Below are 19566 nucleotides of genomic sequence, written 5' to 3'. Positions count from 1 at the left end.
GAATGGGGCCTACTTCAGTTTCTTGCGTTCGTTGCGGGGCTTGATCCTATGGTTGTTGTCCCATAACTCCTTGTGCATCAAGCCCGAGAATACAAGCATGACAAGCGTCAGCACCAGCACATACTCACGCAGAATATCGGATAAGCTGCCGGACAGATTCAGCCCGAGGATGATATTCAGCCTTCCCCACAGCAGATTGAGACACAGGAGCGCTACCGCACCATAAGTTACCCACACACTGCGGAGATACAAATTATAGGTGCGCATCGGCCCGCGTCCGATGAAATATTTGCTGTAACGGATAACATATGCGGTAAAAGCGATCAAGGCGATCAGTTCCAGTGTAATCAGTACCAAGTCAATAATGTCCATGCAGATCATCTCCCCTTCTACCTAAGCCAGTGCGGTGCAGATCAATAAGCCTCTCTAGATCATTGGATTCATACGCCTCCTGAATTTGGCCCAGGGTCTCAATTTCCCGTTTAACCCGGCTGGGCTTCAGCTCGTGCTTGCGAAAGATATCGAGGAGCTTCACTTGTTGACGACCTCCTCATCATTAGGTTTTCGCTCTGCGGTTCCTCTCTCAATCAGCAGCTTCACGAGCGTACGGTTATATTCGCTAAGCTGCTTCTCATTCTCCTCATCGCGTTTCTGATAGTTCTGGATTACTTTCTCTTTATTCGCAATTTGCTTAACACTCCAGATCAAGGCAATAGATAACAGAACATTCAGCACGACTGAACCGTTGTTATCTACGAAAAGGCCAGTCAATGCACTGAAATCCATCTGTATCCCCCCATTTCCTAATGTAATCGGAACGGATTCGCGCCTTTACCCCTGTCCACATTTTTGGCGAAATTCCTTGCCGCCACTCTAACAGAATCACCCTCAAGCTAATCTACTCTAGCAAGTGCCATTCTGATTGGGTTGAGCAGCAAAAAAAAAACCGGAGGACCCGTAATCCGGGCCCTCCGGAGAAGGCTGAAACAAAGATTATTTGAGTTCCGAGATCCGCCGGACCAGGGAATCATACAGGTAGATCAGGTCACCGGAAGGCTTGATGCCAAGCTCGCGGCTCAGCAGCCGTACGTAGTCTGTATAGACGGCATTCAGACCTTTTTTGTCTCCGGCCAGCTCGTGAACGGCCATCAGCTGGCGGATCACCGATTCATCCAGCGGATTCCGCTTGTTCAGCTTCAGCAGCAGCTTGGAGGCCGCAGCGGAATCCCGGCTGGCAATGAGCGCTGCGGCCAGCCGTTTGACGAAGGAGGCATATAGTTCCGCATAACGCTCCGTCTCATGGATAGCCCACACATAAGCCTTGTCGCCGAACAGCTCCCCTGTATAGAGCTGCTCGATACGCATAGCCCTCTCTATATCGGGAGGTTCTATGGTGTGCAAGGCGGCTGCCTCCTGTTCAAATTCCAGATAGTCCATAACCGGCGTCTGAAGCTCAAGCGCATACCCGTCGTTCTCCGAACGGATGGCTTCCCGCAGGCCCAGCGGCTCCAGAGATTTGCGCAGTTGATAGACGGTAGTGTTAAGATAGCTCTCCGCATTGGCCTTATGCATGCCGCCGAAGATATCCGCAACCAGCCTGGAACGGGGGACGCGCTTCCCCCGGAGCAGCAGCAGATAGGCAAACAGTTCGGCACATTTACGGGAGGTCCATTTGACCCGGCCTGCCCCGCTGCTCACAGCAACATCCCCTAGCATCGTGAGCGTTACCCGGCTGGAACCGGCCGGAGCCTGCTGCATCTCTGGCAGAGGGGAGAGCCTTGCCGGAGCAGCCCGCCGCTGAGTAATCACCCGGTTCACCGTGCGCGCAAGCCGCTCCTGGGAGACCGGCTTGACCAAATAATCCAGCACGGACAAGTCGTAAGCCTCCAGGGCAAATTCCTTATGTGAGGTCACGAACACCATTTGCACTGGAGAACCGGCAGCCGCCAGCCTGGCTGCAAAGGCCATGCCGCCCTCTCCCGGCATAGAGAGGTCTACGAAGGCAAGCTCCACATCCGGGTGCTGCTCCAGAAAGGCAGCAGCCGACTCCGTATCTGTGAACGTACCCGCAAGCTCGACTTCAGGCAGCTTAAGCAGCATAGTGCTAAGGATCAGATGCATCATCCGTTCATCATCGACCAGTATAACCTTCATTTGATATCTCCTCCCTCCAGCTGCCCAGTTACTCCATCCGTTCTCCTCCGGCCGATCCCGGCAAGGTGAAGAAGAAGGTGGTTCCATTACCCGGCTTACTCTCAAACCACAGGCTCCCGCCATGGATGCGCACGAATTCACGCGCGAGTGCCAGGCCGAAGCGGGCATCTCCTGCCTCCTCCCCCAGCGGTGCCTTCAGAATCGGTTCCTCCAGACGCAGCATGTCTGCGGTCGCTTCATCGATACCAATCCCGTTATCGCACACAGACAAGATAACCTTGTCCTCTTCAAGAAGGGCCTCAACCACAATAGAGCCGCCTATCCCCGTGAATTTGATAGCGTTAGAGAGCAGATTGCGCAGGATCAGGTCCAGCATTTCTTTATCCGCCCGGACGGTTAATTCGCTGCCGATGCGCTCCGTCAGGCGGATCTGCTTCATTCCGGCTTTCGTACCCGCCAGCATCAGGGCCTGCCGGACCACCTGCTGCACACTCCAGGCCTGCGGATGGAACGACACCGTCCCCTTCTGGCTGCGGTACCAGTCCAGCAGATTGTCAACAAGCTGGAACGTATTCCGCACCTGCCCTTTGATCTCCCGCACCACCTCCGCGTGCTCATCATCTGCAGCTGTCAGCCCGTCGCCCAGCAGCTCTGTCAGGCTGACCAGCAGTGCTACCGGATCGCGGATATCGTGGGCCACAATGGTGAACAGCTTGTCCTTGAAGGCATTCAGCTCGGATAGCTGCCGGGCATTCTCGCGCAGCCGGATCTCGCTCTCCTTCAGCTCGGTAATGTCGCTGAACAAGAGGATTTTGCCGATAGGGGTGCTGCCAGTATCATGAATGAAGGACAGGCTGCAATTATAGTACAGACGCCTGCCAGCCTGGAGCCGCTCGTAGGCAAACCGTTCGTCCTCATCGCTTAAGCCCCTGAGACGTCCAAGCAGCTCCCCGCTGCCGGCAAGCACCTCCGTCATATCCGCCGGGTAGCGCCGCCTGCTCCCAAGCTCGGGAAACATCTTCTCTGCGGCACGGTTGTAGCTGACGATCTGATTCTCATAGTCGAACAGAAGGACACCGTCCCGAATCGTCTCGAACACCTGGGCCATAGCCAGCGGAGTCAGGCGGAGCAGGTTGAATCTGAGGATACCCCAGGCGTAGGCGATGCCCGACACTGCAAATCCGAACGGTGTGAGATCTATCCGGGTTCCGGTCCACAGGAACAGATTGAGCAGCATAGGCGCAACCGCACCCAGAAGCAGCACAGCAATCTGTTTGCGTACAATCGGCAGCGCCCGTACAAACATGGATATGAACAGCGCAATGCCGCCAAGCAGCACCAGATAATTATAAGCAGCATGGATGTTATACCACAGTCCCTTGACGGTGTAATACAAGGAGACCGAAGGGTCCGTATTCAGCAGGAAATCCCGGTAGATTAGATGATGCCATTCATTGGTGAGCTGCAGAATGAAGATGACGGCCGGGATCAGGAACAGCAGAGCGATCAGTCGCTTGCGGAAACGCGCAGCGGCTCCGGTGAATTGAATCGCTTGTACCAGCCATAAGGTGGACACAAAAGGAATACCCAGATATTGAATGTGCAGCGCCAGCTTCACCTGGCTTAAGTTCCCGCTAAGCAGCTCAAGACCATAGCCGAAGGCGTAGAAGGCCGCTGTCAGCATAATTAGAATCATCGTTCTGGCAACAGGCAGATGTCTTTTCTGGTACGACAGGAACGACACAAACAGCATCAGTGCTGCTGCAATAAAAAGCATAATCGACATCCAGTGCCTACTTTCCACGGCTGCGTCTCCCTTAATAACAAATTCTATTAAGTTAGGATAGCACCTTCCGGGGCGGGGTGTCCACGCCTTGATTTTTCATGACAGGTTACCGGCAAAGGCCGGTCCTTATGCGGACCGGCCTTCGCTGTACCCTCATTTCTTACTTGGATACTTTGTAGATAATCTTGGATAACGTCATGACCAGCGTATAGTAATTTTTAAAGTCCGAGATATACTTGCCTGCCGCCTTTTCGAACATCTTAAGGACAATCTTCGCCCCAATGTAATCGCGGTAGACATCCCATACCGCTCCGGCCGAATCCAGCACATTTGCCCCGGATACAATCAGCACCTTCAGTGCATCCTCCGGTTCAATCACTTCTGTCACCTTCAGCTGATTGGTAACATCGGCGATACTGATCCTTCCATTACGCATGGCAGATACCACCACGATCATGGCGATTTCATTGTTGTCCAGCAGCCTGCGCTCGATGCTGCTCAGACTGTCATAGAATTCCCGCTGTTTGGCGGTAGATACCTTTTTGAGAATACGGTAGGTCTCCTTGAGCACGCCGCCTGTGGCCATCTGAATCGCCGTTCCCAGATCCACGAGTGAGATCAGCCCGGAATCCAGCATCCCCTGGGCAATATCATCCATGGTCCAGCCGCCAATCCCCACCAGCAATTCCAGCAGCCAGACCGGCTGATAATTGATCGCGATCAGAGCACCCGCTACCTCACTAACCTGTGTAAATCCTCCGTCATACAGGGCTTTGGCTAAGTAATAGTGGCTCATACTGCCCTTATACTTGTTCAGCAGCTTGGCAATATCAATTGCGGACAGGCCGAGCTGCTGTCTCAGTACTGCAATGGTATTGTCGGTCTCCACATTCCGGTAGCGGATGTATTCGCTTGGTGTATACCCATTGCGGATCAGCCATTGCAGCTGCTCGTCTACGGACCAGCTTTTGCCCAGGAAGACCAGGGCCTGCTCTACTGGAAGTCCGAGCTTCCGTAGAATCGCAGCAATGCTGTCCCCGCCTTCTCCAACAACCTCAAGACCTCCCATAATCGCTTCGCCACCGTAGCCCTGCTCACGCATGGCAAGGGCAATCTCCGCGATTGGCGCATCAGGCAATCCTGCTCTTACGATCTTAAGCATCTTGTAAGGAGCCAGACTCCACTTGCGCAAATACTGAACGATGCCAGCTGGTGTATTCACGCCGAGCTGCACCAGCTGTGTCCCCTGCTCCTCTTCCGTGCCTGCATTCTGGCGCATTTCGTTGAAATAATTGTAGCGCATCTTCAGAATGCTGGCGTTGTCGTACCCCAGACTCCGCAGTGTATCCACCAGGTAGCCGGACGGCGCCAGCTCAAGCAGTCCCCGCAGATTCAGTTCGGCAGCGACATCATTGGCACTCGCTCCCCGGTCCTTCATACGCTTCAGATAGGCATAGAGCGGATCAGCCCCGAACACTTCGGTTACCGCTGCCCGGACCCGCTCCGCAGGCATCACCGCAGTAGTGATTGCATCCAGTACTCCCAGAGCGTCCAGATTGAACATCACCTTCAGCGCAAGCACGATATCGGTATCGCTGAAATTCGCCTTCATATAGTTCGCCACTGTACCCGGGCTGCCCATAGAGGTGGCCGGAATCAGCTTCGCGAGGTAACCGACATTCGTGCTGCTGTAATACACCGTAGTGACGGCCAACCCAAGCTCTGGACCCTTGACATGCACAGCCAGGAGGGCGGTTGCTTCATCGGCACCCAGGTTATAAGCATCCTTCAAATACTGGAGGATATCCTGCACCGGTGTACCTTGCTTATAGAGCAGGCTTACAGCAGCTTCTGCACCCGTGATTCCATACAGATCAAGCACTTGCTGAAGCGTTCCAGAGGATGTGCCCACTGCGAAATACACCTCAGCCACTGTCTTCTGTACTGCATCCGCTGTGTAAATACCCAGTCCGTTCAGGAGGGCCTTCGTCTCCGCCTCCGTCTTGCCATAGCTCTTCTTCAATAGTTCTGCGATATACGCCATCCGGTAGCCGCTTGTGCTCAAGACCTGCGCCGCTTGCGGGGCCTCTGTGAAGATGCCCTGTGCTCTGAAGAGCTCCATTACAGCGGGATCATAAGCAGTGCCATATATAGCACTGATGCTGCTCAGAACCGCAGAGGTATTGAACGAGCCATCGGCAATCAGCAGTGCTGCGGCTGTAGCTGCGGACTTCCCGTTATACTCCTTAAGCATTCTGACAATTTCCTGTAGCGGGTAGCCTGCGTTCCATAGATAGGCAATGGCCGCCGGCTCCCCTGTAATTCCGGCTTCCTGCAGGATCGATTGAGGCGTGGCAGCCGTAGTGCCTTCCTCCGCAGTTGTGCCGTAGGCCTGCCGTACAGTCCATTCTATAATGCTGGCGTCTTCCAATTGGAGCGACAGTAAGGCGTCATAGGTAGCCTGTAGCGTATTACCGTAGTAGTTCTTGGATACTTCGCTCACATCCTGCAGTGTGTAGCCCAGCGAACGAAGATATGGCGCTGCATCCTGGATGGAAGCAATTCCGCTGCGGTTCAGCAGCTCCTCTACACTCTCATTTACCGGCTTGCCATAGAATTCCGCCACAGCAGTCAGAATGTCTGCCGCCGGATATTTCCCGGATTGCAGCAGGCTGTAAGTCGTCTCTCCGGCGCTGAGCTTGTAGTGCGTCTTGCCTGCAAGCACCAGGTCGGCGAGTGCAAATCCGGCGCTTATCAGCTCCGGCACAGCATCAGCGAACACGGTGATCCCCAGCGCATTCAGCGTATCGAGCCGGGTCTGCGTCAGATTCTGTCCGTATACATAGGACACCGCACTCTGGATGTCCTCATCACTATAAGTGCCCTCGACAGTCAGAGCGGCGGCAGTCTCACCGGCCGTTAACCGGTAATGCTCCTTGCCCACCCGGACGATCCCGTTCAGATCAAACTTCATGTTACGCAGGAAGGTTACGGCAGATTCCAGGGTGACCAGCCCGCTGGCTGCCAGTGAATCCACGATACTCTCACGCTGCGAGGTCCGGTAGATATCCGTCACCCCCGCAAGGATATCCTCCTGGCGGTATAGCCGGGAATCTCCGAGCAGCTGCAAGGCGGTTCCCGCAGATAATCCGTATTCTGTCTTGGCCAGCCTGATGCTGTTCGCCAGACTGAACCGGGCCTGGAACACAAAGGCAATGGCTCCCTCGAAGGAGGGGTCTCCCTGCCGGACAAGCAGCGCATGGATCACCTGCTCTACGGACAGTCCATAGACAGAGGCAAGGGTCGTTACCAGTACATTTTTATCTGCCAGAATATTCTTCTGCACGAAGAGCAGTGCGGTTTGACCTGCATCCTGATGGAAGGCGTCTTTGGCGGAAAGCGCAATATCTTTGGGGGCGAATCCCGCATTCCACAGATATTCAACAGCTGTTCCTACTTCAGTAATTCCCTGCTCCTGCAGCGCTTCTGCTACCGTACTTCCGAGCGTCTGTCCGTATACGGAAGCAAGCCCGGAGAGAATAAGACTCTGATCATTCGGGTAAGCGGCGGTAAGCAGCTTGGCTGCTTCACCGGCCGTAAGCCCGTAATAATCTTTGAGTGCGCGGGCCATATCCGGCAGCTTATAGCCGCCCTTCTGCAGAAATTCCAGTCCGTCTCCCGGTGATTTGAGCTTGGCCGCACTCAGCAGCTGCGCAACGGTAATCTGCTGCTGGCTATACAGCGACTGCAGCAGCGCAAGCGTTGCCTTCAGGTTGTTACGCACTCCGGCATGGATCAGCAGCCCCCTCATCACCTCATCCTGGCTGAATCCGCCCTGAATCAGGGCCGGGCCCACCTTGTCCGACTGCCAGTAGGCAGGGTACCGTGCGGCGAGCGTATTAATCACAGAGGAGGCTGTAGCCCCCTGCGCCCGCAGCGTCTGAATCCACAGCGCGATTGGATCGTTGCCGTAGGCCCAGGCCGCTGCCCGGCCGATATCCTCCTGATCCTCATCAGTCTGCTGAAGCAGTAGTGCAATCGTAGCAGCGCTATCCAGCCCATAGGCTTCGCGCAGGACCAGCGCCCGGTCCTTCAGCGGATAAGGAGCCAGCCGGTCAATGACCTGGCTCATGGTAAGACCTTTTGTAACCAAATAGGCAGTCACATCACTTGCTGCAATTCCGTATGTGCTGAAGACAGACACCCATTCGCTCCACCCTTGGCGGTCGAATTCCGCAGCGACTTCTTCGAAGGAATACCCTGCATTTTTCAGCGCAGAGATCAGGTAAGGCATTCCCTTCGCTCTGACACCCCCTGTAGGGTAGAGATTAATCGTTCCTTCCACTATCATGTTCAAGGTATAGCTGCTGGATAAGCTCATGGCTACCGTAATCTCCGGCAGGGTTGCACCGGCGAATAAATACTGGGTATCCTTCACCACCGTACGTACATCACAGGCGCAGCCGAACCGGGACAAAGCCTCAGTGCGCTCCAGCTCCACCCAATCCTGCATGGTGAGGCCCATCTGCCGGATAAGCGGCTTGGCAATCTCGTACTTATCCCACAGTCTGGAGTTACTCATAACGGCCGCTAGTGCGGTAGCATCCGCCTTCCCGTCTACCTCCTGGGCGAACACAGTACGCAGCGCCGTCAGGACCTGGTCTGCTTCGTAACGGGTATTGTAATCATTGTAGAACAGATCCATGGCTCCGCTCAACGTCAGCGGTGTTCCCGCTTGAATATAGGCATCATGCATCGTCTGCAGCGATTGTACCGGCGTCTTGCCCGCCAGCCTGAATTGTCTGAACAATTCATAAGGATGGCTGCCCTGCTTCAGATAATAATCTGCTAAGAGAACCGGATCATATCCCCCGTCCAACAGGTATTTCAGGATATGCTCCCGCTGGGTCTGGGTAAGCCCTGGAGAGAGCGCCGCAATGCTTGCCGGAAGCTCTGCACGGAACTGCTCCCGCAGCAGCGCGGCCCGTGCCGAAGGCTCATATCCGCCAGCAGCGAACTGGGCAAGGATATCGCTTAACGGGGTACCCGCCGATACCCATAAATCATTCACAATGAGGGCAATTTCCTGCACCTCATAGTGCTTGGCCGTTAAGGCGCTAATGATAACAGCGGCTCCGTCACCGGCTGCTTTCACCGCTTCAGCCGCTTCCCGGGCAGACACCTTGGCATTAAGCAGCTCGGATGCCGCATCTTGCTGGGAATACTCCCGCCGCAGCAGAGCATACGTATAGGCTGCCGGGAAGCCGGCGTCCATGAAGGCCTGCCGCATTTCAGCCGCACTGGCATAGCTGTACTGCTCTGCAATCGCCTTGCTCACCTCCGCCGCCGGATATCCGGCTTGAGACAGCCAGGCTGCACTTGTAACCGCACCCTCCTGGTACAGCTCCTTAATGACCGCTGCCGATTTCGTTGCCGGCTGCTTGCCTTCGGCCATGGCGGACACCGTCTCTGCGTGGCTCAGACCATAGGCACTTTGGACAGCTCCGGCAATCCCGTTGCTGTCATAACCCGTACGCCCGAGTAACTCCACGGTATTTCCGCTTGTTTCATTCCAGTTATCCCTCAGGACCTTCGCCGCTTCTGTCACCGGTACATTGTAGCGCTTCAGATATCCCAGGATATCTTTGCTGAGCAGACCAAATCGCTGAAGGACCGGGCCAATCTCGCTGGCCGAATAGCCCGCCGAGAGGAGCTCTCCTATAATCAATCCATCATACGCAGCCGTAGCTGGCTTAAGCGAATTGTAAGCATCAAAGAGCGCTGACGCATCCGCATTCATTGCATACAGGATAGGAGTGATTTCTGAACGGATCATCCCGTATTCGACCAGCACCGCACGGTACAGATTCGCTGCCTTGAAGCCGCCGTCCCGCAGAAGCTCCGCCGTCTCCAGCGCCGTCTTGCCATATTGCTTGTGAAGGATTTGAGCCGGGTAGGCTGCATCGTTCTTATAGGCATAGCTGGAGACGAACCCGGCCAGGGTCGCCACATTGGCCACCGGCAATTCGTCAAAGACAGCCAGGAACGTCTGATTGACCGCCTTCACCCGGTTCACGCCGGTGTAAGCTGCCGATACCGTAGAGGCTGAGCCAATTACCCGGCCGCTGCTATTCCAGCTCAGGAGAATCTGCGCCGGATCTGCGCCGAGTGCCGCAGTTACGGAGCTCTGCCATTGTCCGTCGATCTTAACGGAGAAGGACCCGCTTGCTGTTACGCTGGCCAGCGGCTTGTCGAACGTCAGGATCACCTGGGTTCCGCTCTCTGAAGAGGTTGCATCCATAAGTTGCGGCGGCGCGCTTATATTATTCACCGTCAGCTCCGCTCCAAGCTCATACCCCGCTGCGCTCAGCCGCAGCTTGAATTCCTTATTGTAGGCCAGGTTCGCTGCCACCTTGTACGTCTGGCCGAAGTCTGTGGTGGACACCGCGCCCAGTGTGACCGGGTTGTTGCCGGCGTCCTGCAAGCTGAACTGTACATCTGGAACCGGCGCACTGAAGCTTACAGTGAAGCCATTCTCATTCACTCCGGTGAGGCTTGAGGCAACATGGTAAGCCACGTACACTTTAGCCGCTGCGCCAAAATCATACCCCGCTTTCTTCAGAGTCAGCATATACGTGCTGCCTTCAGCAAGCCGGGCTTGAATGATGAAGGTGCCGGCGTCAGTTCCCGCTGCGATCCCCGTCACGTTGATCTTATCGCCTGCAGCCGTCAGAAGCTCCACATCCTCAGGCAGCAACGTGATAGACTTGCGGGCCAGCAGCACACTTATTCCGCCGGTATCCGCACGGGTGACCTGGCTCGTAACCGCAACCGGCAGAACCACTTCCAGCGGCCCTTCTACCGGGTGAATTGAATCCTGCACCGTAAGTGTGTACGTTTGTCCTGCACTTATAGGCACACGCACCTGATATACTTTGCCCGCATCTGCTGTACCGGGATTAGCATCATAGAATGAGCTTGCGGTAAGGGTTATATCCTGCCCGTCCGGTCCGCTAAGGCGAACGGAAGACAGCTTCAGATCAGGCACGGCCTTGCTCAGATTCAGACTGAAGCCTGAGGTACTAATGCTACCCGCAGTCAACTGCAGCATCGGAAGAACATCCACATGAACCGACGGGCCAAAATCATACCCCTTAGCGGTCAAGGCCAGCCGGTATCCCGCCCCTTCAATTAGCTTCGCTGCCGCTTGGTACGTCAGCCCGCCGTCCGCCGTCACCAGGGAATCAAGCGTAACAGCCTCACCGCTGCTGTCCTTCAGCAGAATGTGATTGACCTTCAAATCTGGAACTGCGGATTGCAGGCGCAGAGTGAACCCGTTCTTGGACAGCGTCTCAATAGACTTGGCGACAGGCTGCAGCACCGTGAACGGCAGCACCATTCCGAAATCATACCCGTCAGCCGCAATACTCAGGCTGTAATCCGTTCCAAATTGCAGCGCCGCCCGCACAGCGTAGGTTGCACCGCCATCTGCCGTGCTTGCCGCAGATGCAACGCTCTGATTGCCCTCCGCATCCTTCAAGATGAAGCTGGCTGCGTGAAGTCCCGGAATAGCCGGGTCCAGCTTCACCGTCAGCCCGTCGTTTTGTATGGAGTCATAGCTCAGTGCGATGGGAACCGGTACCTTCACCGCAAGCGGGGCTCCGAAATCGTAGCCTGCCGCAGTCACAGTCAGCGTATAGACCGCTCCAGCTGTAAGATTAGCAGATAACGAATACGCGGCTCCTGCATTCAGCTCTTTGACAGCTGTAACCGGAATGGCCTGCCCGGCAGCATCCACCAGCTTGAAGCTGCCTGCCTTAAGCCCGCCAACAGCCGGGTTCAGGAGAACCGTTCCCCCTTGCCCGTTAACCGGCCCTGTCTCACTTGTAATCACACTTGGCAGCGTAGCAGACAAGACCTCCCCGAAGTCATGGCCCGTCTGTTGCAGCGCAATTGTATAGGTCTGGCCTCCGGCAAAGGCTGCCTTCAGGCGGTAGGTTAAGCCATGATCGTCCGTCACCGCAGAGGACACAGGCAAAGCTTGCCCTGCGCTGTCCTTCACCGTGAAATCTGCGGCGCTCATTCCGAAGACACCGGGATTCAGTCCGATCTCCACATAGTCAGAGCCTGTTCTCAGCACAGCCGCGCTGATCATCGCCGGAACCTCAATGAAGAGCGGAGCACCGAAGTCATATCCCTGCCTCGCAATGCGCAGCGCGTAACGCTCGGTTCCCCAGAAGCTCGCTTCCACCCTATAGGTGAATCCTCCGTCTGCTGTCGATATTTTCAAGGGATGAGTCTGGAGTGTGTTCTCCCCTTGGGTAATGTTGAAATCGCCCGGCAGCAGACTTGGCATCGCTTGATCGAAACGGACGGTGAACGCCTGATTGTTCCCGCTCTCCATCCCCTCGAATGCAGCCGCAACAGCCTGAATGGACAACGGCAGCTCCGTACCCAGATCGTATCCCGCCACATGCAGGCCCAGCTTATACTGCACGCCTGCCTTCAGATAGACACTAACCTCATAAGACCGGCCTGCATCCCGGGTAAGGATCGAACGGAGGTTAACCGTTTCGCCCTGCTCATCCGTCAGGCTAAGATTCCCGGGGTCCAGACTGAGCGGGGAAGACAGATTCAGCTTGAAGCCGGTCAGCGACAGCTGATCCACCGTGACCGCAGCCGCATTCAGGGTGAACGGGTCAATGCTGTCAAACACATACGGTGCCTTCGCAGCAATCTTCACCGTGTACGTCTTGCCGCCGGATAGCGGAACAAGCACGTTATAGCTGCCTGGAGCAGTGGAAGCCTGGAGGGATTGTACCGCAGCGATATTTCCCTCTTTATCAGTGACCGTAATATCCGCAGCGCTTAGACCAGGCACCTCCGTGCTCAATACGAGCTTGAAGCCGCTCCGCGACTGGCTGTGAATGATTGCATATACCCCAATCTGGAAGCCCACGGTAAGCGGTGCTCCGAACAGATAGCCGGGATACTTCGCTTGCAGGGTATAGGTCTCAAAAGCGTCGAATTTCCCTTCAATATTGTACATCGCGCTAGCCGGACCTTGAGAGGTCACCGTAATTGCAGTCTTGCGCCCTTTGCTGTCATACAGGGTGAAGTGCTCCTGTGTCATATCTGCCAGATTCGGCGCAACCGACACCACAATCTTGTTCAGTACAGTGCCCACCAGCCGGAGAGCAGCCGACGCCGAGATATCGAAGGAGAGCGGAGAAGCCAGCCGGAATTCCTCTCTCGCCAGATCCAGCGTATACCCCTTGCCCGCTGCCGCCGCATTCAGCGTCACCTGGTAGCTTAGCCCCTGATCCGTTGTCTTGAGCGAATAGTCGGTGACAGAGAGCAGATTGCCGCTTGGATCGCGGAGAATCAATTGCCGCGGGGTGAGACCGGGAACCCGGGAGCTGAATTGAAGCTTGAACCCCAGCACCGTCACATTGCTGACCACAGCCGTAATCGTTGCGGATATTGAAAAAGCAACCGGTTCATTCACCTGATAAGCTACATCAGGCTTGTACTGCACCGTATACGTCTGTCCACCTGCAAAGGCACCGGCCAGAGTGTAATGAGCGCCCGCATCCGTGGTCGCCGCTGAAGTCAGTGCAATGCTGTCACCGGAGGCATTTCGGATCACAAAATGCCGCTGGGCCAGCCCCGGGACCGGCGCATCCAGCTGCACCTTCACGCTTGCTGTCGTCGCCTCCATCACTGTCAGCGCTGGCGGCAGCCGGAAGGAGACCGGATTCATTGAGAATTCATCCTTGTCCAGCTTGATCGAGTAAGCCATACCCGGCTGCAGCTGATTGCCCGGCACTCGAAGCTGGTAGCTCGCCCCGCCGTCTGCCGACTCGAACAGATTCGGATAATAGAGCGTGCCCGCTTCATCCGTTAACGACAGTCCCAGATAATTCTCAATCTCCGGGAACGCGGGAGCGAACTTCAAGGTGAACTGCCCGTCCTTCGTTACATCCGCTATGCTGGCGGCAATCCACTTATTCACATGGAACGTAACCGGCGAGTCGAAGAGGATATATCCTTTCTTCAGCACGATCGTGTAGTCCGCATTCTCCGCAAGCGTTACCCGCACACGATAGGTCCCGCCATTGTCACTCGTGCTTAATGTAATTCCGCTAAGCTTGTTATTCTGCGCATCTGTGATCGTAAGGTCACCAGGAAGCAGGCCCATCACCGGATTGGCAAAGGAAAGCTCGAAGCCTGCACTCGTGATCTTCGATACACTTGTTGTTCCTGCGTCTGTGGTAGCCGCAACCTTGAAATTCACACCCGCTTCCGGCAGATGCCCGGCCAGCTTCAGATTGTAGCTGCCTCCCGCCAGATGGGCCGACAGCCGGTAGCTTGCGCCCTGGTCCGCCGTTGACGCCGAGGATACCACTACCGGATCACCTGTATCGTTGTTGAGCAATACGAAATTCCCGGCATCCAGCCCATCCACGGCATAATCAAGCTTCGCAAGCAGCCCGTTGTTCTCAATCTCTCCGACAGAGACTGTAGCGGTTAGCGGAACCAAGAAGGAGACAACGTTCGGGTCCACCTCCGCATCCAGCGCGAGACTGTAGTAGCCCGGGGTCAAGGCGGCTGAGAACTGATAGCTTCCGCCTTGCTGATCGTTCATGACGATCTTCTGGATCGGAACCTCTGTGCCTTCGAAGGCACGGGTTAGCTTAAAGCCGTATTGTGTATTAATCTTCATCGCAGGTGCCATAACAAGCGTGAAGCCGCTGTATGTCGGATCTACCACCGTGTTCTGGGCATACACATAAATTTTCTTCGGCGCGCCGAAGTCATACCCGTCCGCATGGGCAGATACGTAATAACTCTGACCGCCCTCTCCGTCAAAAGTCACTACATAAATCCGCTGCTGGTTATCCCACGTCACACCTGTAATCGCAACCTCACGGCCTGCCAGATCCGTGGCGCTGAAATGTTCAGCCGTCAAATCCGGCACGCGCGGATTCAGTCCAGCCATGAATTGGGTCGGCTTCCGCCCCGCTCCCCACACATTCAGAGTCGCATTCACCAGTGTGGCCGGCTTCCCGAAGCTGTAGCCCGGAGCCGTAAGGCCAAGTACAAATGGGCCTCCGGCATTAATCTCCGTGGTAAGCAGCTTGTAGGTGCGGCCCCCGTCACTGGAGCTCGCCGAGTCCAATACAACCGCCCCGCCGCTGCTATTCTTAAGCTCAAAGGCCGAGACTGTTAACCCGGGCACCGCCCGCCCTAAGTGAACCGTAAGGCCGCTATAAGCACCGGGGTACCCGTCGAAGGTCGTATACTTACTAATCTCCACTGTCTCAGGAACAACTACAGTCCCTTGTATGAACCGTCCGTCATAGAGATTGACACGGTAAGCATAACTTCCTGCTGCGGGCATATCCGCGGCTATCACTGCCGATGTTCTGTCCGGACTAAGCTTGACTTCATCCACCGCTACGGCCCCGCCGCCCGGAGCCAGCAGAGTCATATCGCCTGCCGGGAAGTCCGGTGCGCCTTGCGCAAACCGCAGCTCAAATCCGCTATGTGTCACCCAGCCTGCCGAAGAAGGAACCTCCTCTGCCTGGACTGCCAGAGCCGCCGGTTCCGTGAACTCATACCCGTCCATATCAAGTGAAAGAGTATACGAATCCTTCGGGGCCAGGCTGGCCCACACTTCATATTGCCGGCCCGGAACCACTGTACTGAGCATATCGATACTGACAGGCCCGCCCGCAGCGTTCTCCAGCACCAGGCTCAGCGAATCTACATCCGGCACTGTCTTATCCATGGACAGGATGAAGCCGTAGGTTCGCACCGTGCCAACCGAAGGTTCAACCTTCACCTTGCCTGCGGCTGGTACAGTCACTTCAAGCGCTGTCCCGAAGCTATAGCCGCTCCGTTCCATACTCAGCGTATAGGTGCTGCCCGGAACAAGCCCGGCAGTAATCGTGTATACTCCGCCATCCTCTGTGGAAGCCGCTCCGTCCACTGGAACACCGCTGCCATCCCCCGCCGTCAGGGCGAAATTGGCAGCGGTCAACCCCGCCACTGGCGGATTCAAGGATGCCTGGAAGCCCTTCTCCGTAATGCCGTAGACCTCAGCAGATACTGAGATCACTACCGGGTCGGTGACCGGAACGAATACGGACACCACCCCGCCGAAGCGGTAGCCCGCCTTCGACACAGTTAGCAGGTAGGTAGCTCCTTCCTGCAAGCCGGCTGCCAGCCGGTAAGAGGTTCCGCCGTTAAGAGCGGCAGCCTCTTGAATAGCTACAGCTTCGCCCGTCCCGCTGCGCTTCAGGGTGAAGCCGGACAGCGGCACATCTGCGACCGGCTGATCAAATTGGACCTCCAGGCCAGCTGCGGTAATATTAAGCGCCGCTGTAGCGACCTGAATGTCCTCTGGTGCGGTCACCGGAACAACGAAGGTTAACGGGTCGCCGAAGACATACCCTGCCTTGGAGAGAGTCACAGAGTAGGTCTCTCCCTCCTTCAAGTCTGCGGCAACCCGGTAAGTACTTCCTCCGTTCAGTGAGCCGATGAAAGATATCTCTACGGCCTGTCCCGCGGCATCCTTCAGCGAGAGCTCTGCTGCTGTCAGATTCGCAACAGGCTTGCTGAAGCTAAGCATGAAGCCTCCCAGGGTGCCGAGCGAAGCAGTGACTGCTACCTCAAGCGGCTGCCCTGCAGGCGGCAGGGTCGGCTGAGGTGTTGGGGACGGAGTCGCTGTTGGGGATGGCGGGGTCGTCGGATTGCTTCCGCCACCACCGCCGCCTCCACCACTAACTCCGCCAGTTCCACCTGCTCCGGCTGGAGGCGTGCTTGCAGCCGGAGCAGTAACCGTGTACTCTCCGCGTGCCGTAGTCTCCACGCTGCCTGGGGAACGTTCAAACACTACTTTTGGAGCATCTACCAGCGCCTTCACGATTTCCCCAGTGCCCGATACACTGGCTGTGCCATGCAGCTCCAGATCACTCACCTTCACGCCTTCGTTCAGCGTAATAGCCGAACCACTAACTCCCCCGGCAACGCTTAAGCGGCCTATGGTCCCTGAGGTGACCACAACCTTGACGTTGCTCTTAATCTCCACCGAGCTGAAGTCTCCGCTCAGGGTAACTTCACCCGACCCTGAAATGACAACTCCCTCAATCCCGCCGGACGCTGCCCCGCTCTGCTCTGACTCAAGCTTAGTCTCAGACTGGACATTCAACTGCCTGATGATCGTTGTCCCGCCGACCACAACCCGCACCAGACCGTCCGCCCGATCCACGGTTACGACACCGAGCCGGGACTGATTAATATGTACACTATGGGCACCGCCGCCTTGAATATCCGTACTGCCCTGTACCGTCACCTGTTCAAGGTAGATCTCTCCGTCTCCGACCTTGGAGCCGATGAGCAGATTTCCTTGAACCTGTATATTGCGCAGCGTTATGCCCGGCGCATTCAGGGTAAGATCGCCGGCAACGGTGAACGAGCCTGTAGCAGGACCATAAGTGCCGCCGGTCTCCAAGGTCTTCGCCGGAGGAATGATCCCTCCCTCTGCCCGGCTGCCGGACTGCTGCTTCAGACGGTCCAACAGTACTACGGCTTCGGCCCGTGTAAGCTGCCGTGAAGCTGCAATCGTTCCATCCGGGAAACCCTTCATGTAACCGGCACTTAGCACAGCACCCAGTGCATCACGGCCATAGCCCGGAATACTGCCCGCATCCTTGAACCCCTTCAGCGGATCTTCGCCGTCCTTCATCAGTACAGGCGTAAGCTTGGCGAGCATCACAGCCGCCTCCACCCGTGACAACGGCTTGTCCGGCTGGAAGGTCCCGTCAGGAAATCCCGTCACATATCCGGCCTGGACCGCTGCCTGCACCTGTGAGACGAACCAGGCCGCAGAGGGAACATCCTTGAAGCTGATCTTTCCCGTTCCCCGGTAAGCAAACAAGCGGTTCACTAACGCCACGAACTCTATGCGTGAGATAGCCTGATCAGGCCGGAAGCTTCCATCCTGGAAGCCTTTGATATACCCGCCCCCGACCCATTCGCTCATTTGCGGCTCCGCCCAATGACCGCTGATATCGCTCGCAGCAGAGGCTGTCCCGTTCACAGCCGCAGCCTCTGCCTGGCCAGTCTGCCAAAGTCCGGGATTCCACAGCCCCGCAATTAGACTGACAATCAACAGCCAATGGAGCAAGAGCCTGATTCTCTGTTTTGCCCGGTGGTTCTTCACGTCAATTCCCCCTTCATCAAAGCACCCATGTTTTCGACAATCTATGAGATTTTTCTCATAGACAAAATCATATCTTGTATATTTGAGTCTAAAGGAAGGGAATAAAAGAATAATGAAAACTTTCGGGGACAAACAGAGAAAAACCGCGCAGTGGTCATACCCCTGTCAAGTAGACAGATAAAAAAAGCTAAGCAGCCAGCGCGTGTCGATACTCAATCGGCGCGCGCTGTTTAAGTTTGGCCTGAAAACGTTGGTAATTGTAAAAGTAGATATACTCCTCAACGGCTTGATGAATCTCTGCTTCTGACTTACACTGGTGAAGGTACAACTTTTCTGTCTTCAGATGCGAAAAGAAGGATTCGATGCAGGCGTTATCCAGGCAGGTTGCTTTGCGAGAGTGGCTGCCCTTGACGCTGAATGCCTCTAATCGTGTGTTGTACGCCTGAGACGTGTACTGAAAGCCTTGGTCCGAATGGAGCACGGCCTCAGACACGTCTCTTTTCCGTGTCCACTGTTCAACGGTATCTAAGACGAGGTTTACGTCGTTTCGCTCCGAGATCTGCCAAGCTACAATTTCATTGTTGAAGAGGTCCTGAATCGCAGACAGATAATAAAAGCGGGTGCCGTCTGAGATATACGTGATATCCGTTACTAGCTTCTGCTGAGGTGCTGTTGCATGAAACTTACGCTTTAACCGGTTCGGGTAGACCACGGAAGGCGCAGAGCCCGCACGACTCCTTTTCTTGCGAATGACGGACTGGATCGATAGCTCTTTCATGAGCCGCCATACCTTCTTGTGGTTGACGAGGTAGCCTGCCTCCCGCAGGGCTGCCTGCATTCGGGGGTACCCGAAATAGGGATGAGCCAGGTGAATAGCCACCATATGCTCTTTCATGGCGTGCTCTTGCTCATGGGCATCCTTTCGTCGAGCTTGTGCACCTCGCCACTTGTAGTAATTTGCCCGCGGCACCTCTGCAATGGTTAATAGGCGGGTGACGCCATGCTGGTCACGTAGTTCTTCGATGACGGCGTATTTGTCGTGTAGTCCAAGCTTCCCTCCCTTTACAGATTTGGATACCGCTTTTTTAAGTAGTCCACCTGTGCCTTTAAGTAATCTCGTTCTTCTTCTATACTGGCAAATGTAGAACGTGGACGTCCTTTTAAAGGGCTTGTTGCCCCTTTTTGTGTATCGAGTGGCTCCCCATTGCGATATTTCTTTACCCATACTTTAAGCTGGGTACAGTTCACAATCCCCAACCTGTCGGAGACAACCTTATAGCTCTCACCTCCTGTAAGATAGGCTTGAATAGCCTCTTTCTTGAATTCCTCTGTGTACGATTGAAATACTTGTCCCTTTTTGGCCATACCAACATCCCCCTCCAGTTCCCTCACTTCC

At 55.6% G+C, this 19566-nt stretch carries 8 protein-coding genes; all 8 read right to left on the bottom strand.

The annotated features are described in order from the left end of the window. Nucleotides 1–9: 9 nt before the first annotated feature. The gene (locus MKX63_RS18030) at nucleotides 10–372 is read right to left on the bottom strand and encodes a hypothetical protein (protein WP_341019030.1); all 363 of its coding nucleotides are present in this window, start codon (nucleotides 370–372) and stop codon (nucleotides 10–12) included. Further along, the gene (locus tag MKX63_RS18025; RefSeq protein ID WP_155991288.1) at nucleotides 359–535 is read right to left on the bottom strand and encodes a hypothetical protein; all 177 of its coding nucleotides are present in this window, start codon (nucleotides 533–535) and stop codon (nucleotides 359–361) included. Before MKX63_RS18025 ends, MKX63_RS18030 begins: the two co-directional genes overlap by 14 nt. Next, entirely contained in the window at nucleotides 532–786 is a 255-nt protein-coding gene (locus MKX63_RS18020) for a hypothetical protein (protein ID WP_341019028.1), read from the bottom strand. The genes MKX63_RS18025 and MKX63_RS18020 overlap by 4 nt, the downstream gene beginning before the upstream one ends. Nucleotides 787–993: 207 nt before the next feature. Further along, nucleotides 994–2154, bottom strand: coding sequence for a response regulator (locus MKX63_RS18015; RefSeq protein ID WP_341019026.1), 1161 nt, complete (start codon nucleotides 2152–2154; stop codon nucleotides 994–996). Between the two features lie 28 nt (nucleotides 2155–2182). Beyond that, a complete protein-coding gene (locus MKX63_RS18010) occupies nucleotides 2183–3958 on the bottom strand; it encodes a sensor histidine kinase (RefSeq protein WP_341019024.1) in 1776 nt (591 codons plus the stop codon). Between the two features lie 142 nt (nucleotides 3959–4100). Then, nucleotides 4101–18170 (bottom strand): S-layer homology domain-containing protein, encoded by a 14070-nt coding sequence (locus MKX63_RS18005; protein ID WP_341019023.1) that lies wholly within the window; start codon nucleotides 18168–18170, stop codon nucleotides 4101–4103. 187 nt (nucleotides 18171–18357) lie between these two features. Next, the gene (locus MKX63_RS18000; protein ID WP_445323511.1) at nucleotides 18358–19311 is read right to left on the bottom strand and encodes an IS3 family transposase; all 954 of its coding nucleotides are present in this window, start codon (nucleotides 19309–19311) and stop codon (nucleotides 18358–18360) included. Next, nucleotides 19233–19535: a transposase gene (locus MKX63_RS32580; RefSeq protein ID WP_445323470.1), complete on the bottom strand. Its 303-nt coding sequence runs from the start codon at nucleotides 19533–19535 to the stop codon at nucleotides 19233–19235. The genes MKX63_RS18000 and MKX63_RS32580 overlap by 79 nt, the downstream gene beginning before the upstream one ends. Nucleotides 19536–19566: the final 31 nt, after the last annotated feature.

Origin of the sequence: Paenibacillus sp. FSL R7-0179, from assembly GCF_038002265.1 — a bacterium.
Taxonomy (GTDB): domain Bacteria; phylum Bacillota; class Bacilli; order Paenibacillales; family Paenibacillaceae; genus Paenibacillus_AQ.
The sequence above is the reverse complement of the archived record's forward strand: the minus strand, read 5'-3'. Positions and strand labels throughout refer to the sequence as shown.

What these genes read in the sequence shown, in the direction of transcription:
- MKX63_RS18030 (WP_341019030.1), bottom strand. Translation starts at nt 372, where the DNA reads ATGGACATTATTGACTTGGTACTGATTACACTGGAACTGATCGCCTTG.
- MKX63_RS18020 (WP_341019028.1), bottom strand. Translation starts at nt 786, where the DNA reads ATGGATTTCAGTGCATTGACTGGCCTTTTCGTAGATAACAACGGTTCA.
- MKX63_RS18015 (WP_341019026.1), bottom strand. Translation starts at nt 2,154, where the DNA reads ATGAAGGTTATACTGGTCGATGATGAACGGATGATGCATCTGATCCTT.
- MKX63_RS32580 (WP_445323470.1), bottom strand. Translation starts at nt 19,535, where the DNA reads ATGGCCAAAAAGGGACAAGTATTTCAATCGTACACAGAGGAATTCAAG.